Origin of the sequence: Novosphingobium fuchskuhlense (assembly GCF_001519075.1) — a bacterium.
Taxonomy (GTDB): domain Bacteria; phylum Pseudomonadota; class Alphaproteobacteria; order Sphingomonadales; family Sphingomonadaceae; genus Novosphingobium; species Novosphingobium fuchskuhlense.
This window is the reverse complement of sequence record NZ_KQ954244.1, coordinates 1,480,594-1,504,245: the sequence shown is the minus strand read 5'-3', so window position 1 is coordinate 1,504,245 and position 23,652 is coordinate 1,480,594. Positions and strand designations below refer to the sequence as shown.

Genomic DNA, 23,652 nt, shown 5'->3' with positions numbered 1-23,652 from the left:
CCTTAAATATTGGACAGGATGGACCGCGCCGCAGCCCGCGGGCGGCGATGCGGACGCATCGGTCAGCGGTGGTTGTGACGGCGATGATGCCACGCGCGCGCATGGGCACGCGCCATCCGCGCGCGGTGCAGTTCGCGGCGGTCGTGCCTGAGTTCGCGCCGTGCGTGGCGCACCTCGCGGCGCTCCTCGCGCACCTCGTGGCGATCGTGCATCCCATCGCGATGCAGCGACATCGCGCGGCCTTGCGCAGGCGTCTCGCCCGCGTGGGCCTGGGCGAGAGCCGGGCTGAGCGCGAGGATGGCGGCAGTCAGCAGATACGTTCGCATGGTAGTGTCCTTTCACGTGGGATCGCGGTGCCCGCGAACCTGCAGCCTTCCCTGCCCCGCGCCGCCTGAACATGCCGGGAACAGCCCTGTCAGCCGGGCGTCATCCTGGTCGCGGTCTGTCGCAGGCAGTGCCCGGCTTGGCACGCTTCGACACAAAGGCGGTGCATATCTCCGCTCGGAAGCCGATTTCGGGCCCGGTTGTCTTGCGCCTGTCGCATCGGTGCCTAATCTGACAGGGCACCGAGCATGAAAGGAGCGCATGGCCCGCAAGTTCTCCCGCCCGCACGATGAGGCAGCCCGCGGCTTCGGCAGCGACCGTTCCGACAAGCGCCGGAACGATCCCCCGTGGGGTGAGGCGCCTCGGGGGGAGGGCCGTTCCGAACCGCAGCGGCGCGCACGGATCGAAATCGCGTTCGACGAGCAGACCGTTCTCGGCGCGCTCTTCGGCCAGTTCGATCAGAACCTCGTACAGATCGAGAACCGGCTCGGCGTCTACATCTCGGCGCGCGGCAACAAGGCGGTGATCGAAGGGCCGGATGATGCCGTGGCCCGCGCGCGCGATGTGCTGAAGGGCATGCACCAGCGGCTGCTTTCAGGGCACGAAGTCGATGCCGGCGCGGTCGAATCGCTGATCATGATGTCGAACGAGCCGACGCTGGAAGGGATCATCTCCGGTGCCCCGGACGGTGCGCCGCCGATCATGATCCGCACCCGCAAGAAAACCATCGTCCCGCGCTCGGCCACGCAGATCGAATACATGCGCGCGCTGGTGCGTGACGACGTGATCTTTGCACTCGGGCCGGCAGGCACTGGCAAGACCTATCTCGCCGTCGCGCAGGCGGTGGCACAACTCATCAGCGGCAGCGTGCAGCGCCTGATCCTCTCGCGCCCGGCGGTCGAAGCCGGAGAACGGCTGGGCTTCCTGCCCGGCGACATGAAGGAGAAGGTCGATCCCTATCTCCGCCCGCTCTACGATGCGCTCTACGATTGCATGCCGCCCGAACAGGTCGAGCGCCGTCTGGCTTCCGGAGAGATCGAGATCGCGCCGATCGCCTTCATGCGCGGACGCACCTTGGCCGATGCTTTCGTTATCCTCGACGAAGCGCAGAACACCACGCCGATGCAGATGAAGATGTTCCTCACCCGCTTCGGCCAGAACAGCCGCATGGTGATCTGCGGCGATCCCAAGCAGACTGACCTGCCCGGCGGCAGCGCCGCCAGCGGGCTCAACGATGCGGTCAAGCGGCTCGACGGGGTGGATGGCATAGGCATGGTGCGCTTCAATGTCGCCGATGTGGTCCGTCATCCGATTGTCGGGCGGATTGTCGAGGCTTACGAGGGCAAGGACGGCGGCGATTGAGCCGCGCCGAGGCGAGGGTCTTTCCGGGATGATGAAGAAGATTGCGGCATGTGCGGCCCTTGCGGCGATGACCGTTCAGCCGGTGCTGGCGGAACCGGCGGCCTGCATCTCCTCGGCAGACATGCGGGCTGCGGCGCATCTGATGATGCCGATCCTGATCACCGGCGTCAGCACCAAGTGCGGCCCTTCGCTCCCTGCCGATTCCTACCTTGCCACGAAGGCCCCCGATCTCGCGAAGCGCTACGAAGCACTTCCCGGCGATGACAGCGTGGCGACCAGGCTGGTCAAGCGCTTCGACGACAAGGGTGAGCTTGACGGCATGACGCCGGACGAGCTGCGGGTCTTCCTGAAAGTCGGCCTCGCCAAGGAAATGGGCAAGGACCTCACGCCCGAAACCTGCCGCAAGGTGGACAAGGTGCTGGCGATCCTCGATCCGATGCCGGCGGAAAACACGGTGGCGCTGCTCGAGTTTGTCGTCCGGCAAATGGAAGCGGGCGATGCGAAGAAGGCAAAGCGCGCCGGCCGCCCGTTCGAACCCAAGATCTGCCCGGCCTCGTGACCGGCCTGCCCCCGCGCCGATGACCGCCCCCACTCTCGAACTCGATATCGATCCCGTCTGGCCCGCTGCCACGGATTGGGAAGACCTTGCCGCGCGCGCCGCCGAAGCGGCCGGCAGTGTCGCACCCGAACTGGCGCACGAGCACCTGCTGGTCAGCCTTGTCATGGCCGATGACGCGGAAGTCCACGCGCTCAACAAGCAATGGCGGGCGAAGGACAAGCCCACCAACGTGCTGTCCTTCCCCATGCTGGCCCGCGAAGAGGTGCTCGCCGCCGCCGCACAGCCCGATGCGCCGGGGATGCTCGGCGATCTGATCCTCGCGCACGGCGTCTGCACGCGCGAGGCGGCGGAAAAGGGCATCCCGGTGGAGGCCCATGCCGCACATCTCCTCGTGCACGGTCTGCTGCACCTTGCCGGCTACGACCATGAGACGAGCGAGGCAGACGCTACGGAAATGGAGGCGCTGGAGACAAAGGCGCTTGCACTTATGGGCCTCGCCGACCCATATGCGGCGCACTAGCAGCACGGGAGTATCGCAAAGTGCCTGAGGGCAATGGGTCCGGCGGCGAAAGCCGATCGGGCGAAGGGGACAGTAGCGGCGCGTTGTGGCGCGCGCTGAAGGCATTCTTCCGGGGGCCAGACCAGGATCAGTCGCTGCGCGCCCAGATCGAGGAAGCGATCGAGGAGCATGAAGGTGAAGGCGGCGGCGCGGGCAGCGCGACGGGCGATCTTCTCCCTCTTGAGCGGCAGATGCTCAAGAACCTGCTCCATTTCAGCGAGAACGACGCGGACGATGTTGCCATCCCGCGCGGCGAGATCGTGGCAATCCCGGATTCCGCCACCTTCGAGGAGGTGATCGACGCCTTTGCCGACCACGGCCACAGCCGCCTGCCGGTCTATCGCGATTCGCTCGACGAGGTCGTCGGCATGCTCCACGTGAAGGACCTGTTCCCGATCGTGGCGGGCATGGCGATCAACGGAAAACCCGCGCCGAAGGACTGGACCGGGCTGATGCGCCAGCCGCTGTTCGTGCCCCAGGCGCGCGGTGCGCTCGATGTGCTGGCCGACATGCGCTCCAGCCGCACCCACCTTGCCATCGTGATCGACGAGTATTCGGGTACCGACGGGATCATCACCATCGAGGACCTCGTCGAGGAAATCGTCGGCGAGATCGAGGACGAGCACGACGACGCGCCGCAGGACCTCATGCGCCAGATCGACGAGCTGACCTGGGAGGCGGACGCGCGCGCCGAGCTTGACGATGTGGGCGAGCGGATCGATCCCCGGCTTGCGCTGGTGGACGAGGACGTGGATACTCTGGGCGGCCTCGCGGTCGTGCTGGCGGGAGAAGTGCCCCCGGTCGGCCGCGTGCTCGAACATGACAGCGGGTGGCGGATCGAGGTGACAGCGGGGGACGAGCGGCGGCTCACCCGGCTGCGGCTCCATGCGCCGGCATCGCAATTGCCTGAGGAAGATTGAGCCTTCAATGATACGCCGCCTGCCTCCGCTGCGTTCGCTCGAAGCGTTCATCCGCGTCGTGCGCGCCGGCTCGGCCAAGACGGCAGCGGCGGAACTGGCGCTGAGCCCCTCGGCCCTGTCGCGGCGGCTTGGTGCGCTGGAGGAGTTCATCGGCAAGCCGGTGTTCGAGCGCAAGCACCAGCTGCTCAAGCTGACCGACGAAGGCCAGCAGCTTTATGATGCCGTTGCGCCGCTGATCGACGAGATGGCGGACCGTATCGACCGCCTGATCGATACTGGGCAGGTCCTGCGCCTGCGGCTTGGCGTGCTGCCACTGTTCGGCAGCCAGCGCCTGTTTCCGCGGCTTGGCGAACTCCGCAAGCTCCACCCGCAGCTTCATATCGATATCGACAGCTCGGCCGCAGCCGAAACCAAGCTGGGCGATACCATCGACGCGGCGATCATCCTCTCCGAAGGGCCGGATGGCTCGCTGCATTCGGTGCGGCTCGATCACAACCGCGTCTATGCCATTGCGACGCCCGAACTCGTGGCCGAACTGGGCCCGCGACCGGACCTCGCCAAGCTGAACCGGCAGACCTTCCTCGTCCACAACGACTTGCCCATGAGCTTCGAGGCGTGGAAGCGGACGCTCCATCTCGAAGCCCTGCAGCCCGCGGCCATCGATCATTTCGATTCAGGGCAGCTGATCCTCGAGGCGGCGGCACAAGGTCTCGGCATCGCGATCATGCACGATGATCACTACAAGCGCAGCCACGATCCGCGTGTTGCGCGCCTTTATGATATCGAAGTCGACAGCCCCTATTCATACTGGTTCGTCTGCCGCCCCCGCGCTCTGCAGTCGCGCCCGGTGCGACTGTTCCACGACTGGATGATCAAGGCAGGGCTCTGACCGATGAACACCTCGAACAAGCGGGCCCTGCGCGTTGCTGTCCATGTGCCGGTCGCCCCGGCGACGCTCGCCGCGCTGCTTGGCGGCCATCGCGGCGCGCTGGAGGACGATCCGGTCATGGCGCGCATGCTGGCCATCCTGCGCGCACCGGGGGCACTCGGTGACTTCGGCGTGTACCACGGCGTTGCCGAAATCGGCCTCGGCTGGGAGACCTTCGCGCCCAGCCCCGATGCGAACCCGACCCTCGGCTCGGCCGGCCAGATCGAGCATTCGCCCACTGTCACGCTTGTGAGCTGGATCCCGGCCGAAGCCCCCGCCGAAGCCATCGACGGCGCGCTCGCCGCACTGATGGACGCGCACCCGTGGGAAGTGCCAGTGATCGAAGTGACGGAAACGCGTCTGCTGGTGCGGGGCTAGCGATCGGTGCGCTGGCCCGCCTCGATCCGCTCGGAATAGCGATCAACCAGTTGCCCGGCATGCGGGCGCAGCAACACGGTAAAGCGCACCAGCTCTTCCATCACGTCGACGATGCGCTCGTAGTAGCTCGAGGGTTTCATGCGCCCGTCCGCATCGAACTCCATATAGGCCTTGGCCACGCTAGACTGATTTGGGATTACGAACATGCGCATCCAGCGACCAAGGATACGCAAGGTGTTGACGCTGTTGAACGACTGCGAGCCTGCGCTGACTTGCATGACAGCCAGCGTACGCCCCTGCGTCGGCCTCAACCCCTGATAGGCGAGCGGCAGATGATCGATCTGCGTCTTCATGATTCCGGTGATCTGGCCATGTCGCTCGGGACTGCACCAGACCTGGCCTTCCGACCACAGCGCATGTTCGCGCAGTTCGTGCACCGCCGGATGATCGTCACCCGCAACCTGATCGGGCAGCGGAAGATCGGAAGGATCGAAGATCCGCGTCTCGCAGCCAAAGAACTGCAGGAGCCGCGCCGCCTCCTCCACCGCATGGCGCGAAAACGAACGCTCGCGCAAGCTGCCATAGAGCAGCTGTATGCGCGGGGGGCTGGTCTGGTCACCAAGGCCCAGCGCGGGCCGTTCATGGACATAGGCGCGGTTCAGCGCCGGAAGATGGTCGGGGTCAGCAAGCGTGCGAAGGCGGGTATGGACGGTCATGGGGCTTCTCACCGTGCTGCCGGGAGCACTATCCGATACTGCACGAAGCCGGACTTCTCTGCGACCTTGTCGTAGAGCTTCATGGCATCGGTGTTCGTCTCGTGCGTCAGCCAGTAGAGCCGCGAGGCGCCAGCCGCTTCGGCCTCGGCGCACACATGTGCGATGAGCGCGCGGCCGGTGCCGCCACCGCGCAGATCCTCGTCGACATAGAGGTCCTGCAGATAGCAGTAAGGCCCGTCGGTCCAGGTCGAGCGGTGGAAGACCCAGTGAACCATGCCGACTGCCCGCGCGCCCTGCCACGCCAGCGCGGCATGCATGGGCTCGGCCGGATCATGCAGCCGCGACCACGTCAGATCGCTGACCGCCTCGGCAATCGCCACCTTGTAGAAGCGCTGGTAGCCGGCCCAAAGGCGGTCCCACGCCGCGCGATCCGCGGGCATGGGAGGCCTGAGAACAAGGTCCACCCTGCGAGGGTCTTCAGGCGGCGACGATGACGGCCTTGTGGATCACGCCGGGCTTTGCCGGCGGCTCGCCCTTGGGCAGCGCGTCGACGTGTTCCATGCCGCTCTCGACCACGCCCCACACGGTGTACTGCTTGTCGAGGAAGCGCGCATCATCGAAGCAGATGAAGAACTGGCTGTTCGCCGAGTGCGGATAGCTCGTGCGCGCCATCGAGCACACGCCGCGCACGTGTGGCTCATCGTTGAATTCGGCCTTGAGATCGGGCTTCGAGGAACCGCCCATGCCGGTGCCTTGCGGGCAGCCGCCCTGCGCCATGAAGCCGGGAATCACGCGGTGGAACTTCACGCCGTCGTAGAAACCCTCGCTCACCAGTTCCGTGATCCGCTCCACATGGCCGGGGGCCAGGTCGGGCCGCAGCTTGATCACCACATCGCCGCCATCGAGCGTGAAAACCAGTTTTTCGTCTGCCATGGTCACCAAATCCCTTCTGTCTTGTCCCGGCATATAAACGCTCATCCACCAAAGTATACCTCTTGGCGCCATCGAGGTTGCTTTTGGCGCGCTCGGGCGTATCCACCCGGCCATGGCGCGCGATGAAGATCTGCACGATTCCGCTCTGGCGGATGGCGGCTCCGTGTTGACGGAGACGGCGCTCGTTCACGCGCATCCCGAGCCCCCGCAGGTTGAAGTGGCGCGCAATTCGGAAAGCCTCGACGACGAGGACAACACGCTGCGCCCTTCGTTCATCCGGCGCGTTACCGAAGCACTCGATGCGGATGATCAGGAGACCGTCTACAACCTCGTCGAGCCGCTCCACCCGGCCGACGTCGCCGACCTGTTCGAGCTGATCGGCCCAGACTACCGCGTCGATCTGGCCCGCGCGATCAACGACCTGCTTGGCTCCGAGGTCATCGCGGAGCTTAACGACTACGTCCGCGACGATCTCGTCGAGGACCTCGATCCAGATGAAGTCGCCGAACTGGCCGGCGACATGGAAACGGACGACGCGGTCGCGCTGATCCAGGATCTTGACGAGGAGGACCAGCAGGCCGTCCTCGCCGAGATGGAGCCGGAAGACCGCGCCGCGATCGAGAGCGCGCTGGCCTATCCGGAAGATTCCGCCGGCCGCATGATGAGCCGCGACGTCATCGCGGTGCCCGAACACCTCAGCGTCGGCGATCTCATCGACTTCCTGCGCGAGGATCAGGATCTCGCGACCGAGTTCTGGGAAGTGTTCATCGTCGATCACAAGCATCACCCGGTCGGCACCTGCGCGCTCTCGTGGATCCTGCGCACGCCCCGCAGCATTGCGCTGGCCGATGTGATGAAGCGCGACCAGACCTTGATCCCGGTGACGATGGATCAGGAAGAAGTCGCGCTGCGCTTCCAGAAATACGCGCTGATTTCCGCCGCCGTGGTGGATGAAAGCGGGCGCCTCGTTGGCCAGATCACCGTCGACGACGTGGTCCACATCATCCAGGAAGAGGCGAGCGAGGACATCCTGCGCCTGTCCGGTGCGGGCGACGGCGACATCAACGAGCCGATCCATCTCACCGTGCGCACGCGGCTTTCGTGGCTGGTGGTCAACCTCGGCACGGCCATTCTGGCATCCTCGGTGGTCGGTATGTTCCAGGGCGCGATTGCCAAGCTGGCGCTGCTCGCCGTGCTGATGCCCATCGTCTCGGGCATGGGCGGCAACGCCGGCACGCAGACGCTCGCGGTTGTGGTGCGCGCGCTTGCCACCAACCAGCTGACCAGTTCGAACACCATCCGCATGATCCTGCGCGAATTTCGCATCGCGCTGGCCAACGGGACAACGCTTGGCCTGATGATCGGGGGCGGCACCGCGCTGCTGTTCCAGAACCCCTTGCTCGGCACGGTGATCGGCGCGGCGATGGTGATCAACAACTTGGTCGCGGGCCTTGCCGGCATCCTTGTGCCGGTTACGCTGGACCGGCTCAATGTCGATCCGGCGGTGTCTTCCGCAGTCTTCGTGACCACTGCGACGGACGTGATGGGCTTCTTCTCCTTCCTCGGCCTTGCCGTGCTCAGCGGACTGGCCTGACAAACCGATGCCGCTCCACATGACCAAGGTCGCCTACGGGGCGACATCGTTCGAAGACCTCCACAGCTGGTTCAGGACCCGGGGCGAGACCGCGCGGCTGACCACGCGCTACCTGCCCAAGCGCCACGAGGAAATGATCGGCGGCTCGCTCTACTGGATCCTCAAGCACCAGCTCGTCGCCCGCAGCGAGATCCTCGGCTTCGAGGAAGCCGAAGGCGGGCGGACGAACATCGTGATCTCGACGAAGCTGATCGACGTTCATCCCAAGCCCAAGCGGGCCCACCAGGGCTGGCGCTATCTGGAAGCAGCCGACGCCCCCGCCGATCTGGCGGACGGCGAAAGCGCCGACATGCTGCCGCCCAGCCTTGCGGGCGAACTGGCGAAGCTGGGGCTGGCCTGACGGGCCCCAAGTTGACACGGTTGACACAGTCCTGAGTGAAAACTCCAAGGCCCGGACTGCCCCCTTGCGAGGCACCCGGCGAGGGCCGGAAATGGTGGATTTGCAGGGTTGCGAATGCCATTCGCAGCTTATGCCGAAAGGCAGCGGCTGTAGGACAGCAGATTATATATGACAGACGCGTCTGTTATTTATTCGGGATGGGGGATTGCCGGGAGTGTCTCTGGAGCGCCTTCCCCGCATTGCCTCGTCGGCCCGTGCTTGACACGGGGCTTGGCTAGCCTGTGCCGCCAAAGAAAGCGAAGGCCCGTGTCAAGCACGGGCCGACGGGGGTTTGAGCGATGGACCTGTAACGGTTACCCTGCCGCCAATTGCGCTTCGCGGGCGATCACCCGTCGCAGCATGTTCGCATAGGTCGCCGGGTCCTGCGCGCTGGGGACCATGTATTTGCCGTTGATCACCATCGCAGGCACGCCGCTTACGTTCCAGTCCCACGCCTGCTGTTCGCCGGCTTCGACGATGGCGTCGATTTCGGGATCGTTCAGGGCAGCGGCGGCTTCGGCGCGGTCGAGGCCAATGGAGGCGGCGATATCGGTCAGGACGGCGGGGTCGTTCATACGGCGGCGCTGCTGGAAGTGGGCGTCGAACAGGGCGCGCTTGAGCCGCACCTGCATATCCGCGCCATGTTCGCGCAGGGTGTGGACGAGGAGGCGGTGCGCGAGGCGGGTGTTCCACATCATCGCGGGGGGCGGATCGCCTTCTCCGGTGTAGTGGAAGGAGTACCCGGCTGCTTCGGCGGCCTGCGCCATGCGGCCGCGTGCTTCGGCGGCCTGATCGGGGGTGCGGCCGTATTTGCGCTGGATGTGGGCGGCGCTTTCCTCGCCCTGTTCGGGCATGTCAGGGTTCAGTTCGAAGGGGTGGAAGCGGATGGTGGCGCTGACTTCGCCTTCCATGCCCTTCAGCGCGGTTTCGAGCTGGTTATGGCCGATCACGCACCACGGGCACATGACATCGGACCAGATATCGACGGTGACGGGGACTGGCCGGGATGCTGCTTCGCTCATTGCTCGATCCACCATTTGAGGAGGTGATGGGCCACCGCGAAAGGCGGCGGGGCGATGAAGGCGCCGTCTTCGGCGCCGGTCTTGAGGGCTTCCATCGCGTAGACCACCTCGTCGCGCGTGAACCAGCGCGCGTCGTCGAGCTCGGTGGCATCGATGGTGATGGCGGGATCATCGGCATGGGCGTGGCAGCCGATCATCAGCGAGGAGGGGAACGGCCAGGGCTGGCAGGCGACATACTGCACATCGCGCACGCGCACGCCGGCTTCCTCGTAGACTTCGCGGGCGACGGCTTCCTCGATCGATTCGCCGGGCTCGACGAAGCCTGCGAGCGCGGAATAGCGGCGGGGCGGGAAGCGCGGCTGGCGGCCGAGGAGGAGCTGGCCCTCCCATTCCACCGACATGATCGTGACGGGATCGACGCGGGGGAAATGCTCCGCCTTGCAATCCATGTTGACGCACTTGCGCTGCCAGCCGCCCTTGCCGAGCTTGGTGGCATAGCCGCAGCGGGCGCAGAAACGGTGGCGGGCGTGCCAATCGACGAGCGCGCGGGCGCCGCCGTAGGTTGCGAGATCGCCGGCGGGAAGCGAGGCCATCGCGCCCCACAGGCGCGGGTTGGCGGGGCCGGGATTGCCCTTGTTGGCGGGGGAGACGGGGGCGAAGCAGGCGCGTCCGGATTCGTCGAGGCCGAGGAAGACCAGTTCGTCATGCTCCCCGGCATCGGCCAGCGTGCCCCAGACGAGCGTTCCATCATCGCCGATCACCGGATCGAGCCCGTCGAGGCGCAGCAGCCGGGCGCGCCAGTTCATGAGGTCAGCCAGCTTGTCTGCATCGGCGCGGATATGATCGGCGCGGTCGAGCACGGCACCGGTGAAGGAGATCGGAGGATTGGGACGATAGAGCATGGGGTTCAGGCCGCCTTCTTCATGGCCGAAATGTCGGTGAGCACGGACTTGGGGAATTCTTCGGGAAACGGCAGCGCGGACGAGGGCATGAACTGCACGAAGAGGCCCGCCCGCAGACCGACCCGCGTGTTGACGAAGCCGACCGTGCCCGCAGCGCCCGACCAGCCGAACGTGCCGGCATCCGCGCCGAGGCCGACCCGTCCGCCCGCGCCGAAACCGGCGCCCGCGACCCAGGTCCCCGCAAGATCGGCGCTGGCAGGCAGGAGGTTGCTCGTGCCGAGGCGCACGGCCGCCTCGCTCATCACCCGGGTGCCGCCGATGCTGCCCCCGCCCGCGAGCATCATCAGGAAGCGGTCGTAATCACGCGGGCTGCTGACAAGGCCGGCACCGCCGAAGGGGAACGCGGGCGGATCGAGATAGACCGAGCTGGCCCCCGGATCGATCGGATCGGTCTTGCCGTCGTGGATCACGTAGTTGGTAGTGAGGCGCGGGGCCTGCGCGGCGGCGACCTGGAAGCCGGTGCTCGCCATGCCGCAAGGCCCGAAGATCCTCGCGGCGAGGAAGGCATCGAAGCTCTGCCCCGAGACCACCTCGATGATCCGCCCGACCAGATCGAGCCCGACCGAATAGCTCCACCGCGTCCCCGGCTCGTAGACCAGCGGCATATCGGCGAGCTTGTCGGCGAACTCGGCGAGGCTGGGCACCGTCTTCACCCCGCTGAACGGGGGAATAGAGAGGCGGGAGGCCTGCCCCGGCACCAGTCCGGCCGCCTCGTAAGCCTGCTTGAGCGGCCCCTTCTGGATGATCGAATAACCAAGGCCGGCGGTGTGGGTGAGGAGGTGGCGCAGGGTGATGGCGGACTGCGCGGGCTTGAGACTGGTGATCGAACCGTCCGGCGTCATCTGCACCTGCATCTTCGCGAACCTGGGCAGGAAATCGCTGATCGGCTGATCGAGCCCGATCTTGCCCTCGTCCACCAGCAGCATGGCCGCCATGCCGGTGATCGGCTTGGTCATCGAATAGATGCGGTAGAGGCTGTCGAGATCGACAGGGACGAGGGAGTCGAAGGCCATCGTGCCGCGCGCGATCTGCATCGGCGCACCGCTGCCCCAGCCCAGCGCGACGACTGCGCCGGGCAGCCGGCCCGAGGCGACATAGTCGTACACGAGGTTGGTGACCGTCGGGTACACTGCCTCGACGGCAGGATCGGCGAGGAGACGCGAGGGCAGGAAAGCCGAGCCGGCAAGGCCCGCTCCGAACCAACCCGCAGACCGCAGCAGGGAGCGCCGGGACAGCAGAAACGATCGATCTTCCATGGACTACCTGTGAGCAAGCGCCAGGCGTGCGGCCTTGGCAAACACCGTGGGCAGCCCAGCAGCCTCGATCCCCTCGACCGGCCAGAACTCCCCCGCCGGCAGACTAGCGCAATCGGCGCGCGCGCAAAGCATCAATTGCAGTTCGAGATCGAAATGCGTGAAACCGTGGCGGACAACCCCGGCCTTGTGCCAATCCCCGGCGACGGGCGGCACGGCATGGCCATCCCCCCTGGCCGACCAGCCATCATCGGGCAGCGCGCGCATGCCGCCGAGCATGCCCTTGCCTTCGCGCCGGACGAGCAGCACGGCCCCGTCCTGTTCGATCCAGAACGCCGTGCCGGTGCGGGTGGGCTTGGCCTTCTTCGCCGCCTTGACCGGATAGGCTTCGGCGGTCCCCGCAGCCCGCGCTGCGCAGGCATCGGCCAGCGGGCAAAGCAGGCAGCGGGGGCTGCGCACCGTGCAGATCGAGGAGCCCAGGTCCATCAGGCCTTGCGCGAAATCGCCCGCGCGCCCGTCCGGCGTGATGCGATCGGTGGCGGCGCGGATCGCCGTCCGCCCGCCCGGCAGCGGCTCGGCAATCGCGAAGAGGCGCGAGACCACGCGCTCGACATTGGCATCGACCACCACGGCACGCTGCCCGAAGGCAATCGCGGCAACGGCGGCAGCGGTATAGGCCCCGAGCCCCGGCAGCGCCCGGAGCCCCTCCTCCGTCGGCGGAAAGCCGCCCAGCCGGGCCACCTCACGCGCGCAGGCGAGGAGATTGCGCGCGCGGGCATAGTATCCGAGGCCCGCCCACGCAGCCATCACATCGGCGTCATCGGCGGCGGCCAGGGCCTCGACCGTGGGCCAGAGCGCGAGGAACTTGGCATAGTAGGCCCGGACCGCCGCCACGGTGGTCTGCTGGAGCATGACTTCGGAAAGCCAGACGCGATAGGGATCGGGCGCAGACTCGCCCGGAAGCGCCCGCCACGGCAGGCGGCGCGCGTTGACATCGTACCAGGCGAGCAGAGCCGCTGCGACGGCGCCGCGATCCCCGCCATCCCCGATCCGAACCGTCTCGCCACTGGTCTGCATGACGCGGCTATGGCATGGCGGCTCGCGATATGGAACGCGATCCAGCATCTCCGAAGGGGGCCCCTCCCAAAAGCGCAAGGAAGCCCGCCGGTGCCCGCACCTACGAGCGCCCGCGCGGCGGTGAGGCGCGCGCCATCGCCGATCTCATGCCCGCGATCGGGCGTACCGCCTTTCGCCGCTTCGGTTTTGTGCAGAGCTCGGTCGTCTCACGCTGGGGCGAGATCGTGGGGCCTGCACATGCCCGCCACTGCGCACCCGAATCGATCCGCTTTCCCCCCGGAGAGAAATCGGAAGGCATTCTCCAGCTGGTGGTGACACCCGCCCACGCTCCGCTGATCCAGCACGTGATCCCGGACATCATCGAGCGCGTGAACCGCTTCTTCGGCTATCGCGCTGTCGCGCGGGTCAAGCTCCGGCAAGGCGAGGTTCAGCCGCCCGCCGCTACCGACACGCAACGCCCGCTGCGCGCCGCGCCGCCCTCGCTCAAGCCGATTCCTATGGAACTTGGCGACAGCCTGCGCGATATCGGCGATCCGGAGCTGCGCACGGTGCTGGAGTCACTGGCGCGCAGCCTCGGCGAGGCAAACGGGACGGATTAGGCGGAAAGCAGGACTGACAATGCGCACACTGTTGAAGACGATGGGCCTATTCCTCGCCGCGCTGCTGGGCGTTGCGCTGCTTACGGCCGCGACCAAGCCGGCAGCCCCCGCGCCAAAGGTCAACTGGAACAACGTCGTTGTCCGCACACCGCTCGACAGCCACTTGCTCGGCAATCCCGATGCGCCGGTCAAGCTGGTCGAGTACATCAGCTACACGTGCCCGCACTGCGCGCATTTCGAAGAAGAATCCGATGCCCAGCTGCGCATCGGCTTCATTGCCACGGGCAAGGGCTCGATCGAGGTGAGGAGCTTCCTGCGCGATCCGATCGACCTCACTGTCGCGCTGCTCACGCATTGCGGCCCGGCCTCGAAGTTCTTCGGCAATCACAGCGCGTTCCTGCGCCACCAGACGACGTGGATGGCCCCGCTGGCCAGCCTGACCGAAGCGCAGAAGGCCCGCTGGTCGAACACCGATTTCGGCGCGCGGACCCGCGCCATCGCCAGCGATCTCGGGCTCTATTCGCTGATGGAAGCGCGCGGCTACGGCCGCGTCGAGCTGGACCGCTGCCTTGCCGACAAGGGGCTCGCCGATCGCCTCGCCAAGAACACCAAGGAAGCCGGCCAGAAGGATTTCGTCAACGGCACGCCGAGTTTCCTGCTCAACGGCGTGCCGCTGAGCGGGACCTATTCGTGGGCGACTCTCAAGCCCCAGCTCGAGGCACGGCTGCGCTGAGCGAGCGTTTCAGGCGCTTCGGGCCCCGCCGCGCGGGCGGGTAATCCCCCAAACGCTGCAACGCGCTCTTCTAACCCGCCATCCAATCCGCTAGCACAGCCCAGTCTGTTGTACCTGCCAACGCCTGTTGTACCTGCCAACGTCTGTTGTCCCTATCAGCGAAGCGAAACCCGACCTTATGCAGACCAAGCTCTTCTCGCCCGGCCATCTTCTTCTTGCCCTGATCGCGCTGCCTCTGGCGCTCGGCCTTGCCGCCTGCGGCAAGAAGGACGAGGCAGGGGCCGCCCCCGTCGGTGCGCCGCTCAACGCCGTGCCGCCGCCAGCAGGCAAGGCCTGGGCCGATGTCGTATCGGTGACGGCGGAGGGCGGCTATGTGATGGGCAATCCCAACGCGCCGATCAAGATCATCGAGTTTGCATCGCTGACCTGCCCGCACTGTGCCGAGTTCGAGGAAAAGGGCTTTCCGCATCTGCGTGACGAGTATGTCGCAAAAGGCACGGTCAGCCTCGAATTCCGCAACTTCGTTCGCGATCCCTACGATACAACGATGGCCATGCTCATCCGCTGCGGATCGCCGGACAGCTTCTTCGCGCTGACCGAGCAGGTCTATGCCAACCAGAAGCAGCTTTTCGACCAGCTCAAGCCCGCCGGCGAATTCATTCAGGCGAACAGCACACCGCCCGCACAGATGTTCACGGTGATCGGGGAGCGCGGCGGGCTCAGCGATTTCTTCGCGGCGCGCGGCATCGCCAAGGATCAATCGGCACAGTGCCTGGCCAAGCCCGAAGTTGCCAGCAAGCTGGTGGCCGACACCTCGAAGGCTGGCGATACTTATAACGTCACCGGCACGCCGACGTTCATCGTCAATGGCCGGAATGTCGAAGTCGCCACCTGGGACGCGCTCGAGCCGATCCTGAAGCAGGCCGGCGCGCGTTGATCGGCAGGAGCTGAACCCATCCATGCGGGGCGGGGGCGCAGCGCATGACTGAGAGTGGCAACGCGGCGAGCCGCGTTCCCATGCAGTTCACGCGCCTGAAGCTCTCGGGCTTCAAGAGCTTTGTCGAACCCGCCGAACTGCGAATCGAGCCCGGCCTGACCGGTGTCGTCGGCCCCAACGGCTGCGGCAAATCGAACCTTCTCGAAGCGATCCGCTGGGTCATGGGCGAAGGCTCGGCGCGCAGCTTGCGCGGCGGCGGCATGGAAGACGTGATCTTCGCTGGCACCGCCAGCCGCCCTGCGCGCGACTTTGCCGAAGTGATGCTCTCGGCCGAGACGGACCCCTCCGGGCCATTCGGCGGCGAACTGGAAGTCGTCCGCCGGATCGAGCGCGGCGCGGGCAGTGCCTACCGCGTCAATGGCCGTGACGTGCGCGCCAAGGACGTAGCGCTGGTCTTCGCCGATGCGGCGACGGGCGCACACAGCCCCGCACTCGTCAGCCAGGGGCGGATTGCGGCCGTGATCGCCGCGCGCCCCGCCGAGCGCCGCGCGATGCTGGAAGAAGCGGCCGGGATCGCCGGGCTCCACGTGCGGCGCAAGGACGCCGAGGCCAAGCTGCGCGCCACCGAGACGAACCTTGCCCGGCTCGACGACCTGATCGTGACGCTGGAAGCGCAAGTGGGCACGCTTCGGCGGCAGGCGCGCGCCGCGGAGCGCTACAAGCAGCTCTCCGAACGCATCCGCGTCGCCGAGGCCCGCCTGATCTTCGCACGCTGGCGTGACGCCGCCGCCGCCGCCGAGGCTGCGCGCGCGGCTGCCGCCCGCGCCGAGGACGCCGTGGCCGCCGCGCAGACCGCCGCCCGAACCGCGCAGGAGACCCAGCACGCCGCCACCGCCGCCCAGAGCGCTGCGCGCGACGCGCTGTTCGACCGCCGCCAGGACGCTGCAGCACAAGGCCAGCGCATCGCCGCACTCACCGCACAGGCCGAAGCCGCAGCCCAGCGGCTTGCCGATATCGACCGCCAGATCCACCGCATCGAGGCCGAACGCGGCGAGGCCGATCGCCTGACGCGCGACGCGGCCGAAGCGCTCACCCGGCTCGAGGCGGACCTTGCCGCCGCCGAAGCCGCGCTCGCCGCCCAGACGGCGGAAGGACCTGTGCTCAAGGCTGCCGAAGCCGCCGCCGAACAGGCCGCGCGCGCCGCCGAACTCGCACTGGCCGCGATGGTGGCGGAGCAGGCCGGGGTCGAGGCCGAATGGCGCGTTGCCGAAGCCGCGCTGACCGCGGCACGCCACGGCCTGACGCGCCTCGATGGCGAGGAGGCACGCCTGGCCGCCACCCGCCGCGCGCTGGAGGCCGAGCCCGATCCGGCTGCCGCCATGGCCGCCGCCGAAGCACGCCGCACCGATGCCGCCGCCGCGCTGGCCGAGGCCGGCACGGCGCGCGAACGCCTGACCGCAACGCGCGATCGCCTGACAGCGGAGCGCGAAGGCCTTGCCGCTGCGCGCGAGGCAGCATCGTCAGATCTTGCAGCGGCGCGCGCCGATCTCGTCGGGATCGAACGCGAATGCTCGGCGCTGGCCCGCGACAAGGCCGCGCGCGAGGCCGCTGCGGCGCGCACCGGCAAGGGCCCCAGCGCGCTGGCCGCTACCCGCGCTGCCCCGGGATATGAACGCGCGCTGGCGGCTGTACTCGGCCGCGACGCTGCTGCCCCGCTCGGCGCTGCACCGGCTGGCGATGGCCGCTTCTGGACCGGTTCCGAGGCACCCGCCCCGCGCGCCGATGCGCTGATCCACCGCGTGACCCAGTGCCCGCCCGAACTTGCCGCCCGCCTTGCGCTTGTGCGCGTCGCCGATGAGGACCGGGGCGAAACTCTTGCCCCCGGCGAATGGCTGGTGACCCGCGATGGCCATCTCCGCCGCTGGGACGGCTTCGTCGCGCGAGGCGAAGGCGGCGCGGAAGCGGCCATACTCGCCGCAGAAAACCGCCTCGCCGAACTGGAAGCCGCGCTTCCCGAACGCCGCGCTGCTGTCGAAGCTGCCGAAGCCGCCAGCAATACGGCGCAGGCCGAGCTTGCGGGTGCGCAGGCCGAACTTGCCCGCATCCAGACAGAACTTGGCGCAAACGAACGTGCGCTGGCGGCGGCAGCGGACGCCGAACGCAGCGCCCTTCGCGCGCTGGATCAGGCGGAGGCCGCCCGCGCCCGGATTGCGGCTCGGCGCGAGGAGATCGACCGCGCGGCTGCCGATCTGGCCAGCCAGCGCAGCGCCGCCGAGGCCGATCTGGCAGACGCTGAAGCCCGCCGCGCCGCGCTGCCCGATCCCGCCGCCGGACGCACCGCCGTGGATGCCGAGCGCCAGAAGAACGACCGCGCCCGCACCGCCTACCAGTCTGGCATGGCCGCCGTCGCCGCGCACGGACAGGCGCTTGCCGTGGGCAAGGAGCGCCTCGGCGCGCTGCGCGGCGATATCCGCGGCTGGCAGGCCCGCGCCGGCGACGCGGCCCGGCGGCTAGCGGCGATGGCCGCACAGGCAGAGGACCTTGCCGAGGAACGCGGCGTCGTGGCGGCAAAACCCCCTGCCCTGGCGCGCGATCTGGAAGAAGCCGAAGCCCTGCGCGCTCGCTATGCAACCGCTCTCACCGAGGCCGAGACGACGCTGGCCCGCACCGAGGCCGCAGCCCGCAGCGCCGATACCGCGCTCGCCGCCGCGAATGAAACGCTGGCCTCGGCCCGTGAAGCCCGGGCGGCGCTTGGCGCCAAGGCCGAGAACGAAGACCAGCGCCGGCAGGAAATGGCGGGCATCGCCGGCGAACGGTTCCAGTGCCCGCCGCCGCTGCTGCCCGAACGCATCGGCTTTCCCGGCAGCGACGTTTCCGCCGCGCCCGAGGAATCCGCCGCGCACGACCGCCTCCTTGCCGAACGCGAACGGCTCGGGCCGGTCAACCTCGTCGCGGCGACCGAATTGACCGAGGCAGAGGCCCAGCACACCGCCGTTGTCACCGAGCAGGCCGAACTGATTGAAGCGGTCAACCGCCTGCGTGGCTCGATCGGCGCGCTCAACCGCGAGGGACGAGAGCGCCTGCGCGCCGCGTTCGAGGCGGTCGATGCCCACTTCCGCCGCCTCTTCGCAAGGCTGTTCGGCGGGGGCGAGGCGCACCTTGCGCTGGTCGACAGCGACGATCCGCTGGAAGCGGGCCTCGAGATCTTTGCCCAGCCCCCGGGCAAGCGCCTCCAGTCTTTGACGCTGCTCTCAGGCGGCGAACAGGCGCTCACGGCCGTCGCGCTGATCTTCGCGCTGTTCCTCACCAACCCCGCGCCGATCTGCGTGCTCGACGAGGTCGACGCGCCGCTCGACGACGCGAATATCGAACGCTTTTGCGATCTGCTCGATGCCATGGCCGCCGAAACCACCACGCGGTACCTGATCGTGACCCACAATGCCGTCACGATGAGCCGGATGCATCGTCTGTTCGGTGTAACGATGGTGGAACGCGGCGTTTCGCGCCTTGTCAGCGTGGATCTTGGCGGGGCGGAGAGCCTGCTGGCGAGCGGGCCGGTCTAATCCAGCACGAAGCGTGGGCCTGGCCCGGCGGCCGCGGCGCGATCTTCCTTGTTGTAGAGCGCGCAGCGGTCGAGGCTGAGGCAGCCGCAGCCGATGCATTCATCGAGCTTGTTGCGCGTGCGGGTGAGCAGCTGGATGCGGCTGTCGATCTCGCTGCGCAGTGAACGGCTGATGCGTTGCCAATCAAGCACCGTCGGCGTGCGGCCGCGCGGCAGCGACGCAAGCTCGCGCTCGATCTCGGCCAGCCCCAGCCCAAGGCGCTGCGCGATGAGGATGAAGCTGAGGCGGCGGATATCGGAACGCAAGAAGCGGCGCTGGTTGCCCTCTGTGCGCACCGAGGCGACAAGCCCGCGCTCCTCGTAGTAACGGATGGCGGAGACAGCGAGCCCGGTACGCTGCGCGACCACGCCGATCGGCACTAGATCATTGCGTCCCTTGGACGTTCTCGCAAGCATCGCGAATCCCCGAACTTTTGGCTTGATCTAAAGCCTGCTTGAGGTTGCATAAGGGCTAGCGCGTAGTTGTGCCAGAAAATCAAGGACCGTTCCGGATGACCGAAAATCCCGTCACCGCGCGCCTCGAACACATCAAAATCACGGTCAGCGACCCCGATCGCACGGCCCGCTTCCTCACCCGTCTCTGCGGGTGGCACGAACGCTGGCGCGGGCCCTCGGCGCAGGGCGGCTGGACCATTCACCTTGGCGCCGACATCGACTATATTGCGCTTTATCAGCGTGATACTCCGCTTTCGGGCCCCTTCTCCAAGGGCCAGCCGCTCAATCACATCGGTCTGCTGGTCGATGATCTCGACGCGGCCGAGCGTGTGGTGATCGAGGCCGGATTGGAGCCCTTCAACCACGGGGACTATGAACCGGGGCGTCGGTTCTATGTCTTCGATTGGGACGGCATCGAGTGGGAACTGGTCAGCTATAGCTGAGTGGCAGCTCCCACGACGAAGCAAGCCGCCGCCATCAGCGCGCCGGCGAACCGGTTCGAGCGGAACCGCGCGAGAGCACTGAGGCTATCGGCCGTATCGAGCGTGAGCGCCTGCCAGGCAAAGTGGAGCGTGACGGGGAGCAGCGCGAAGAGCGCCACGGGATCGGGCCGCACCAGCCAGACCGCCCCCGCCCAGCACGCCGTCGCCAGGGCATAGAGCCCGATCACCCCGGCGCGGACATGGCGCCCGAACGACAAGGCGGAAGAGCCGATGCCGACCATCGCATCGTCTTCGCGGTCCTGCAGCGCATAGATCGTGTCATAGGCCATGCACCATGCCCAGCACCCGGCATAGAGCAGGCCAAGCGGCGCCAGCCGGTCAAACCCGGTCACCTCGATCCAGCCAACCGGTGCGCCCCAGGTGAAGACCAGCCCCAGCCACGCCTGCGGCCAGCCGGTAATCCGCTTCATGAAGGGATAGGCCGCGACGAGGCCGAGACTGCCAAGCGCCACGAGTTGCGCCTGCCAGCGCAGTTGGAGGAGGACGATCAGCCCCACCCCGCACAGCGCCAGCAGCCAGACCCACGCCGCCTGCTTGGAAACCGCCCCGCTCGCAATCGGCCGCGATGCCGTCCGCGCCACGCGGGCATCGAGATCGGCATCGACGATATCATTGTAAACGCAGCCCGCCCCGCGCATCGCGATGGATCCCAGCAGCATCCACAGCACGATGCCCCAGTGCGCTGCGCCGCCAGCAAGGAACACCCCCCAGGCGCAAGGCCAGAACAGCAGCCACCAGCCGATCGGCCGGTCGAACCGCGCAAGCAGCGCCAGATCGCGCAAGGTGGGAGGCAAGGCGGCGAGCAGGCCGCGATACTCGGTGTCGGGCACGATTTCGGGGGATGCGGACATACGCTCGGCATAGCCCCGGCGGCTGCGATCGGCTAGAGCCCTCCCATGCCCGCTACCCCCGCCTGGCCGCCGAAGTCGGCCCCTCGCCTGTTTGTTCCTGGTCCGCTGAGCGAGGGCTCGTCGGTACAGCTCGAAGGCGGGCAAGCGCATTACCTCGGCAAGGTCATGCGCGTCACGCCGGGCGATGCCGTGATCCTGTGTGACGACGAGACCGGCGAGTGGCTCGCCCGCGTGGCCGAGGCCGGCAAGCGCGATGTGATGCTGACGATCGAAAGCCGGCTCCGTCCGCGCGAGGGGGTGCCCGATTTCTGGCTCTGCGCCGCACTCACCAAGAAGGCGGCTTTCGATCTCGTGATCGAGAAGGCGACCGAACTGGGTGTTGCCGAACTGCATCCGGTGCTCACCCGGCGCTGCGTGGCGGACAAACTCAATCCCGAGCGCGCGGGCGCGATCATGACCGAAGCGGCCGAGCAATGCGCGCGAACCGCGCTGCCGGCACTGGCGGACGTGACGCGGCTTGACGATCTCCTGGAGGGCTGGCCCGCAGGCCGCCGGCTCTACTTTGCGGACGAGGAAGGCGGTGTGCCAGCGGCGACCGCCTTTGCCATGGACGGCGGCCCCGCAGCACTGCTGATCGGGCCCGAAGGCGGCTTCGACAGCGCCGAGCGCGCCATGATCCGCGCGCACCCCGCTGCCGTCGCCATCACGCTCGGCCCGCGCGTGCTGCGCGCCGAAACCGCCGCCATTGCCGGAACCGGACTGTGGATGGGAACCCGGGGCGATTGGGGCGCTTTGGCGCTTGAGGAGTGAAACCGGCACGCTCATTTCGGCTGGCGCGCGCGCGCGGGGGGCACTAACGCACGTACCATGAGCACGAGACAAGTTTCGAATCGCAACGATCCCGTCATCGAGAGCCGCAGCCAGCTCATCGAGCCGATGGCCAAGGGCGAAAAGCCACGCGAGGCCTGGCGGATCGGTACCGAGCACGAGAAATTCGTCTATCGCACCGCGGACCACGCCGCGCCTTCCTACAGCGAACCCGGCGGCATCCGCGATCTATTGCTCGCGCTGGAGGACTACGGCTGGACGCCGATCCTGGAGGACAGCGATACCGGCCCCAACGTGATCGCAATGAGCGGAGCCGACGGCGCGGTAAGCCTTGAACCTGCCGGCCAGCTCGAGCTTTCGGGTGCGCCGCTCGAGAACCTGCACCAGACCTGTGCCGAAACCGGCCGCCATCTCGCGCAGGTAAAGACCATCGGCGACAAGCTGGGCCTTGGCTATCTCGGGCTCGGGCTGTGGCCGGACAAGACCCGCGAAGAGCTGCCGATCATGCCCAAGGGCCGCTATGACATCATGCTGCGGCACATGCCGCGCGTGGGCACGATGGGCCTCGACATGATGCTGCGCACCTGCACGATCCAAACCAACCTCGACTATTCAAGCGAGGCGGACTTGGTGCAGAAGTTCCGCGTTTCGCTGGCGCTGCAGCCGCTCGCCACCGCGCTCTTTGCCAATTCGCCGTTCCTCGAAGGCAAGCCCAACGGCTTCCTGTCGTATCGCAGCCACATCTGGACCGACACCGATCCGGCGCGCACCGGCATGCTCTCGTTCGTGTTCGACGAAGGCTTCGGCTATGAGCGCTATGTCGACTACATGCTCGATGTGCCGATGTATTTCGTGTTCCGGGACGGGCGCTACATTGATGCGGCGGGCCAGTCGTTCCGCGATTTCCTCGAAGGCAAGCTGCCCGCGCTGCCCGGCGAAAAGCCGACGCGGTCTGACTGGATCGACCATCTTTCGACCGCTTTCCCCGAAGTGCGCCTCAAGAGCTTCCTCGAGATGCGCGGTGCCGATGGCGGGCCGTGGAACCGCATCTGCGCGCTGCCTGCGCTGTGGGTCGGCCTGCTCTATGACCAGACCGCGCTCGATGCGGCGTGGGACCTGGTCAAGGACTGGGACATGGACGGGCGCGAGAAGCTGCGTGCGAATGTGCCGAAGCTGGGCCTCAATGCACCACTGCCGGGCGGCGGAACCTTGCGCGACATCGCGGCCGAGGTGCTCTCGATCGCCCGCGCCGGCCTTGCTGCGCGCGGCAAGCTGAACGAGGCCGGCGACAACGAGACCGGCTATCTCCAGCCGCTCGACGAGATCGTCAGCACCGGCAAGACACCCGCTGAACGGCTGCTCGATCTCTACCATGGCGTGTGGGGGCAGTCGCTCGAACCGATCTACGCAGCGAAGAGCTTTTAAGCGCCGCAAAGGCCATCAAGGGGAGAGAGACCAATGATCATCGTGATGGGCAGGCTGCGGATCGACGCCGAAGCCATCGAGGCCGCCATGCCGGCAGCGCGCAAGGTTGTGGCCGCGACGCAAGCGGAAGAGGGCTGCCTCCAGTACGACTATGCGCGGGACATCAGCGATCCCGAGATCTTCCATATCGTCGAGCGCTGGACGAGCCGCGAGGCACTGGCCGCACACCTCAAGACGCCGCACGTGGCCGAATGGATTGCCATCCTTTCGGGCATGACAATGAAGGAGCGCCACATCAAGCTCTACGACACCGACGAAGGCGAGGACCTGTAAGCCGGTGATCCTTGTGATGGGATCCTTCCGGGTCGCGCCGGAGCATATCGATGCCCTGCTGCCGCTGGCCCGCAAGGTTGCTGTGGAAACCCGCGCCGAGCAGGGCTGCATCCAGTACAGCTATGCTCAGGACATCGATGATCCGGCGCTGTTCCATGTGAGCGAGCGCTGGACGGACCGCGCTGCGCTCGCGGCTCACGCCAGATCGGCACATATGGCCGAATGGGTAAAAGCACGCGCCGGGCTCGGTTTCCACGATCGCGTGATCTGGCTCTACGCAGCGGACGACGGCGAGGCGATCTGAACAGCGTCCCCGCTATAGCCCGATCTTCACCATGAAGAGTGGACGGCGGGCGAGGT

Annotated in this window: 27 protein-coding genes; 17 read left to right on the top strand and 10 right to left on the bottom strand. The window is 67.2% G+C overall.

What is annotated here, in order from left to right; all coding sequences use genetic code 11:
* Positions 1–62: 62 nt before the first annotated feature.
* Entirely contained in the window at positions 63–326 is a 264-nt protein-coding gene (locus tag AQZ52_RS07055; RefSeq protein WP_067907775.1) for a hypothetical protein, read from the bottom strand.
* 259 nt (positions 327–585) lie between these two features.
* Here AQZ52_RS07055 and AQZ52_RS07050 point away from each other — a divergent pair, with 259 nt between their 5' ends.
* From AQZ52_RS07050 to AQZ52_RS07025, 6 genes are read left to right on the top strand one after another with little or no spacing between them, the layout of a single operon-like run.
* Positions 586–1,686, top strand: a complete 1,101-nt coding sequence (locus AQZ52_RS07050; protein WP_082697607.1) for a PhoH family protein — start codon at positions 586–588, stop codon at positions 1,684–1,686.
* 28 nt (positions 1,687–1,714) lie between these two features.
* A complete protein-coding gene (locus AQZ52_RS07045; protein ID WP_067907772.1) occupies positions 1,715–2,245 on the top strand; it encodes a hypothetical protein in 531 nt (176 codons plus the stop codon).
* A gap of 19 nt (positions 2,246–2,264) precedes the next feature.
* Positions 2,265–2,765, top strand: coding sequence for an rRNA maturation RNase YbeY (gene ybeY / locus AQZ52_RS07040; protein ID WP_067907769.1), 501 nt, complete (start codon positions 2,265–2,267; stop codon positions 2,763–2,765).
* Positions 2,766–2,785: 20 nt separating this feature from the next.
* The gene (locus AQZ52_RS07035) at positions 2,786–3,724 is read left to right on the top strand and encodes a hemolysin family protein (RefSeq protein ID WP_067907767.1); all 939 of its coding nucleotides are present in this window, start codon (positions 2,786–2,788) and stop codon (positions 3,722–3,724) included.
* A 7-nt stretch (positions 3,725–3,731) separates the two neighbouring features.
* On the top strand, positions 3,732–4,613 hold the full coding sequence (locus AQZ52_RS07030; RefSeq protein WP_067907765.1) for a LysR substrate-binding domain-containing protein: 882 nt from the start codon (positions 3,732–3,734) through the stop codon (positions 4,611–4,613).
* Positions 4,614–4,616: 3 nt separating this feature from the next.
* The gene (locus AQZ52_RS07025) at positions 4,617–5,030 is read left to right on the top strand and encodes a YqfO family protein (RefSeq protein ID WP_067907763.1); all 414 of its coding nucleotides are present in this window, start codon (positions 4,617–4,619) and stop codon (positions 5,028–5,030) included.
* On the opposite strand, the gene arsH is transcribed toward AQZ52_RS07025, so the two are convergent.
* From arsH to AQZ52_RS07010, 3 genes are read right to left on the bottom strand one after another with little or no spacing between them, the layout of a single operon-like run.
* Positions 5,027–5,746, bottom strand: coding sequence for an arsenical resistance protein ArsH (gene arsH, locus AQZ52_RS07020; RefSeq protein WP_067907759.1), 720 nt, complete (start codon positions 5,744–5,746; stop codon positions 5,027–5,029). The genes AQZ52_RS07025 and arsH overlap by 4 nt on opposite strands.
* Positions 5,747–5,754: 8 nt before the next feature.
* Positions 5,755–6,186 (bottom strand): GNAT family N-acetyltransferase, encoded by a 432-nt coding sequence (locus AQZ52_RS07015; protein WP_067907756.1) that lies wholly within the window; start codon positions 6,184–6,186, stop codon positions 5,755–5,757.
* 37 nt (positions 6,187–6,223) lie between these two features.
* Positions 6,224–6,679, bottom strand: coding sequence for a peptidylprolyl isomerase (locus tag AQZ52_RS07010; RefSeq protein ID WP_067907753.1), 456 nt, complete (start codon positions 6,677–6,679; stop codon positions 6,224–6,226).
* A 112-nt stretch (positions 6,680–6,791) separates the two neighbouring features.
* On the opposite strand from AQZ52_RS07010, the gene mgtE reads away from it, so the two are divergent.
* Both mgtE and AQZ52_RS07000 read left to right on the top strand, forming a co-directional pair.
* Positions 6,792–8,273, top strand: a complete 1,482-nt coding sequence (mgtE, locus tag AQZ52_RS07005; protein WP_082697606.1) for a magnesium transporter — start codon at positions 6,792–6,794, stop codon at positions 8,271–8,273.
* Between the two features lie 7 nt (positions 8,274–8,280).
* A complete protein-coding gene (locus AQZ52_RS07000) occupies positions 8,281–8,673 on the top strand; it encodes a DUF1489 domain-containing protein (RefSeq protein ID WP_067907750.1) in 393 nt (130 codons plus the stop codon).
* Positions 8,674–9,026: 353 nt separating this feature from the next.
* Here the strand turns inward: AQZ52_RS07000 and AQZ52_RS06995 are convergent, their stop codons facing one another.
* The 4 genes from AQZ52_RS06995 to AQZ52_RS06980 are packed head-to-tail and all read right to left on the bottom strand — an operon-like array spanning position 9,027 to position 13,026.
* Positions 9,027–9,734 (bottom strand): DsbA family oxidoreductase, encoded by a 708-nt coding sequence (locus AQZ52_RS06995; protein WP_067907747.1) that lies wholly within the window; start codon positions 9,732–9,734, stop codon positions 9,027–9,029.
* Entirely contained in the window at positions 9,731–10,636 is a 906-nt protein-coding gene (gene nudC / locus AQZ52_RS06990) for an NAD(+) diphosphatase (protein ID WP_067907743.1), read from the bottom strand. The genes AQZ52_RS06995 and nudC overlap by 4 nt, the downstream gene beginning before the upstream one ends.
* A gap of 5 nt (positions 10,637–10,641) precedes the next feature.
* Positions 10,642–11,952, bottom strand: a complete 1,311-nt coding sequence (locus tag AQZ52_RS06985) for a serine hydrolase domain-containing protein (protein ID WP_067907740.1) — start codon at positions 11,950–11,952, stop codon at positions 10,642–10,644.
* Between the two features lie 3 nt (positions 11,953–11,955).
* Positions 11,956–13,026, bottom strand: coding sequence for an A/G-specific adenine glycosylase (locus tag AQZ52_RS06980; RefSeq protein ID WP_067907738.1), 1,071 nt, complete (start codon positions 13,024–13,026; stop codon positions 11,956–11,958).
* Positions 13,027–13,055: 29 nt separating this feature from the next.
* Here AQZ52_RS06980 and AQZ52_RS06975 point away from each other — a divergent pair, with 29 nt between their 5' ends.
* The 4 genes from AQZ52_RS06975 to AQZ52_RS06960 all read left to right on the top strand — a co-directional run bounded on the left by AQZ52_RS06975 (position 13,056) and on the right by AQZ52_RS06960 (position 18,858).
* A complete protein-coding gene (locus AQZ52_RS06975) occupies positions 13,056–13,625 on the top strand; it encodes a DUF721 domain-containing protein (protein ID WP_067907735.1) in 570 nt (189 codons plus the stop codon).
* Positions 13,626–13,644: 19 nt separating this feature from the next.
* Entirely contained in the window at positions 13,645–14,358 is a 714-nt protein-coding gene (locus tag AQZ52_RS06970; RefSeq protein ID WP_067907732.1) for a thioredoxin domain-containing protein, read from the top strand.
* 178 nt (positions 14,359–14,536) lie between these two features.
* The gene (locus AQZ52_RS06965) at positions 14,537–15,295 is read left to right on the top strand and encodes a thioredoxin domain-containing protein (RefSeq protein WP_067907729.1); all 759 of its coding nucleotides are present in this window, start codon (positions 14,537–14,539) and stop codon (positions 15,293–15,295) included.
* 80 nt (positions 15,296–15,375) lie between these two features.
* A complete protein-coding gene (locus tag AQZ52_RS06960; protein ID WP_067907726.1) occupies positions 15,376–18,858 on the top strand; it encodes a chromosome segregation SMC family protein in 3,483 nt (1,160 codons plus the stop codon).
* Here the strand turns inward: AQZ52_RS06960 and soxR are convergent.
* Positions 18,855–19,313, bottom strand: a complete 459-nt coding sequence (soxR, locus tag AQZ52_RS06955) for a redox-sensitive transcriptional activator SoxR (protein WP_067907723.1) — start codon at positions 19,311–19,313, stop codon at positions 18,855–18,857. The genes AQZ52_RS06960 and soxR overlap by 4 nt on opposite strands.
* A 95-nt stretch (positions 19,314–19,408) precedes the next feature.
* Between soxR and AQZ52_RS06950 the strand changes: the two genes are divergently transcribed.
* Entirely contained in the window at positions 19,409–19,795 is a 387-nt protein-coding gene (locus AQZ52_RS06950) for a VOC family protein (protein WP_067907720.1), read from the top strand.
* Here the strand turns inward: AQZ52_RS06950 and ubiA are convergent.
* Positions 19,786–20,706, bottom strand: a complete 921-nt coding sequence (gene ubiA / locus AQZ52_RS06945) for a 4-hydroxybenzoate octaprenyltransferase (RefSeq protein ID WP_067907717.1) — start codon at positions 20,704–20,706, stop codon at positions 19,786–19,788. The genes AQZ52_RS06950 and ubiA overlap by 10 nt on opposite strands.
* 45 nt (positions 20,707–20,751) lie before the next feature.
* Here ubiA and AQZ52_RS06940 point away from each other — a divergent pair, with 45 nt between their 5' ends.
* Genes AQZ52_RS06940 through AQZ52_RS06925 form a run of 4 tightly spaced genes read left to right on the top strand, consistent with a single transcriptional unit; the run spans position 20,752 to position 23,596 of the window.
* Positions 20,752–21,516: a 16S rRNA (uracil(1498)-N(3))-methyltransferase gene (locus AQZ52_RS06940; protein WP_067907714.1), complete on the top strand. Its 765-nt coding sequence runs from the start codon at positions 20,752–20,754 to the stop codon at positions 21,514–21,516.
* 57 nt (positions 21,517–21,573) lie between these two features.
* A complete protein-coding gene (locus AQZ52_RS06935) occupies positions 21,574–22,959 on the top strand; it encodes a glutamate--cysteine ligase (RefSeq protein WP_067907711.1) in 1,386 nt (461 codons plus the stop codon).
* 33 nt (positions 22,960–22,992) lie between these two features.
* Positions 22,993–23,292 (top strand): putative quinol monooxygenase, encoded by a 300-nt coding sequence (locus tag AQZ52_RS06930; protein WP_067907708.1) that lies wholly within the window; start codon positions 22,993–22,995, stop codon positions 23,290–23,292.
* A gap of 4 nt (positions 23,293–23,296) precedes the next feature.
* Positions 23,297–23,596: a putative quinol monooxygenase gene (locus tag AQZ52_RS06925; RefSeq protein WP_067907705.1), complete on the top strand. Its 300-nt coding sequence runs from the start codon at positions 23,297–23,299 to the stop codon at positions 23,594–23,596.
* The last annotated feature ends 56 nt before the right edge of the window (positions 23,597–23,652 follow it).

Bases quoted from the DNA above. Each gene is read 5' to 3' on its own strand.
- ybeY (WP_067907769.1), top strand. From the start codon at position 2,265: ATGACCGCCCCCACTCTCGAACTCGATATCGATCCCGTCTGGCCCGCT.
- nudC (WP_067907743.1), bottom strand. From the start codon at position 10,636: ATGCTCTATCGTCCCAATCCTCCGATCTCCTTCACCGGTGCCGTGCTC.
- AQZ52_RS07010 (WP_067907753.1), bottom strand. From the start codon at position 6,679: ATGGCAGACGAAAAACTGGTTTTCACGCTCGATGGCGGCGATGTGGTG.
- mgtE (WP_082697606.1), top strand. From the start codon at position 6,792: ATGGCGCGCGATGAAGATCTGCACGATTCCGCTCTGGCGGATGGCGGC.
- AQZ52_RS07000 (WP_067907750.1), top strand. From the start codon at position 8,281: ATGCCGCTCCACATGACCAAGGTCGCCTACGGGGCGACATCGTTCGAA.
- AQZ52_RS06935 (WP_067907711.1), top strand. From the start codon at position 21,574: ATGAGCACGAGACAAGTTTCGAATCGCAACGATCCCGTCATCGAGAGC.
- AQZ52_RS06970 (WP_067907732.1), top strand. From the start codon at position 13,645: ATGCGCACACTGTTGAAGACGATGGGCCTATTCCTCGCCGCGCTGCTG.
- soxR (WP_067907723.1), bottom strand. From the start codon at position 19,313: ATGCTTGCGAGAACGTCCAAGGGACGCAATGATCTAGTGCCGATCGGC.
- AQZ52_RS07050 (WP_082697607.1), top strand. From the start codon at position 586: ATGGCCCGCAAGTTCTCCCGCCCGCACGATGAGGCAGCCCGCGGCTTC.
- AQZ52_RS06960 (WP_067907726.1), top strand. From the start codon at position 15,376: ATGCAGTTCACGCGCCTGAAGCTCTCGGGCTTCAAGAGCTTTGTCGAA.
- AQZ52_RS07025 (WP_067907763.1), top strand. From the start codon at position 4,617: ATGAACACCTCGAACAAGCGGGCCCTGCGCGTTGCTGTCCATGTGCCG.
- AQZ52_RS06950 (WP_067907720.1), top strand. From the start codon at position 19,409: ATGACCGAAAATCCCGTCACCGCGCGCCTCGAACACATCAAAATCACG.
- AQZ52_RS06930 (WP_067907708.1), top strand. From the start codon at position 22,993: ATGATCATCGTGATGGGCAGGCTGCGGATCGACGCCGAAGCCATCGAG.
- arsH (WP_067907759.1), bottom strand. From the start codon at position 5,746: ATGACCGTCCATACCCGCCTTCGCACGCTTGCTGACCCCGACCATCTT.
- AQZ52_RS06985 (WP_067907740.1), bottom strand. From the start codon at position 11,952: ATGGAAGATCGATCGTTTCTGCTGTCCCGGCGCTCCCTGCTGCGGTCT.
- AQZ52_RS06975 (WP_067907735.1), top strand. From the start codon at position 13,056: ATGGAACGCGATCCAGCATCTCCGAAGGGGGCCCCTCCCAAAAGCGCA.
- AQZ52_RS07015 (WP_067907756.1), bottom strand. From the start codon at position 6,186: ATGCCCGCGGATCGCGCGGCGTGGGACCGCCTTTGGGCCGGCTACCAG.
- ubiA (WP_067907717.1), bottom strand. From the start codon at position 20,706: ATGTCCGCATCCCCCGAAATCGTGCCCGACACCGAGTATCGCGGCCTG.
- AQZ52_RS06940 (WP_067907714.1), top strand. From the start codon at position 20,752: ATGCCCGCTACCCCCGCCTGGCCGCCGAAGTCGGCCCCTCGCCTGTTT.
- AQZ52_RS07030 (WP_067907765.1), top strand. From the start codon at position 3,732: ATGATACGCCGCCTGCCTCCGCTGCGTTCGCTCGAAGCGTTCATCCGC.
- AQZ52_RS07055 (WP_067907775.1), bottom strand. From the start codon at position 326: ATGCGAACGTATCTGCTGACTGCCGCCATCCTCGCGCTCAGCCCGGCT.
- AQZ52_RS07045 (WP_067907772.1), top strand. From the start codon at position 1,715: ATGATGAAGAAGATTGCGGCATGTGCGGCCCTTGCGGCGATGACCGTT.
- AQZ52_RS06995 (WP_067907747.1), bottom strand. From the start codon at position 9,734: ATGAGCGAAGCAGCATCCCGGCCAGTCCCCGTCACCGTCGATATCTGG.
- AQZ52_RS06965 (WP_067907729.1), top strand. From the start codon at position 14,537: ATGCAGACCAAGCTCTTCTCGCCCGGCCATCTTCTTCTTGCCCTGATC.
- AQZ52_RS06980 (WP_067907738.1), bottom strand. From the start codon at position 13,026: ATGCAGACCAGTGGCGAGACGGTTCGGATCGGGGATGGCGGGGATCGC.